General features: G+C 52.1%; 1 protein-coding gene. It reads right to left on the bottom strand.

Translation table 11 applies throughout. The annotated features are described in order from the left end of the window. Positions 1–378: 23S rRNA (cytidine(2498)-2'-O)-methyltransferase RlmM (rlmM, locus tag UF05_RS08960; protein ID WP_048852445.1), on the bottom strand; the 378-nt coding region annotated here is incomplete at both ends.

The following is a 378-nucleotide window of genomic DNA, read 5'->3' as shown; positions in this document are numbered from 1 at the left end:
AATTGGTACGTCCAACCACCTGGACATGCACCTAAGTCAACGCCCCACATGCCTGGCGCCAAACGCTCATCCCACTCATCTCGCGGTATAAATACGTGGAAAGCTTCTTCCAGCTTTAGCGTTGAACGGTTTGGTGCGTCTGCTGGGAATTTCAAGCGAGGGATACCCATAAAGAACTGCGAGTTGTTGCCTGGTAGTGAGTACCCCACGTAGCAATGACCCGGGGCGACAAAACAGATGTGTAGCACTGGCTTCTTCGCGTTGTCTTTATTCCACATCAAGCCTTTTCCGCGCAACGCTTGGCGCCTTGGTACGGTGAACTTGCGGCAGAACTTCAATAGCTCTTTTGCTTCGTTCGTGTCTGGCGTTTCGCTACGT

The organism is Vibrio sp. S457-15 (assembly GCF_000960545.1).
GTDB lineage: Bacteria > Pseudomonadota > Gammaproteobacteria > Enterobacterales > Vibrionaceae > Vibrio > Vibrio parahaemolyticus.
This window is presented reverse-complemented; position numbering and strand designations above follow the sequence as displayed.